This is a genomic window from Citrobacter sp. TBCS-14, assembly GCF_005280805.1.
Lineage (GTDB): Bacteria > Pseudomonadota > Gammaproteobacteria > Enterobacterales > Enterobacteriaceae > Citrobacter > Citrobacter gillenii.
Genome location: NZ_SZWM01000355.1, coordinates 1 through 256, shown reverse-complemented (window position 1 = coordinate 256; position 256 = coordinate 1). Strand labels below are relative to the sequence as shown.

Sequence of the window (256 nt, the reverse complement as noted above, 5' to 3'; positions counted from 1 at the left end):
CGGTATGGATGCGGCGCGCGCACGTTCTGCCATGGTTAATAAGGTTTCTCGCGACCACCCGGCAAGGGTGCTGGCGACGGCATCCACAGTAAACTGCGGCTGCTCAAGAATTTTGGCAGCGCCCGCTTTCTCCAGCGGCAGCGCATTCCAGTACTGCTGTCTGTCTTTGTGCTGGAACGGCACAAACAACGCCGGCAAACCTGCGGCAGCAATCTCGCTCACCGTCAGCGCGCCTGAGCGACAGACCACAACATCC

At 60.2% G+C, this 256-nt stretch carries 1 protein-coding gene; it reads right to left on the bottom strand.

Going from position 1 to position 256, the window contains the following annotated elements:
* A partial coding sequence (locus FDX22_RS15470; RefSeq protein ID WP_304571768.1) for a glycosyltransferase occupies nt 1-256 on the bottom strand: 256 nt, incomplete at both ends.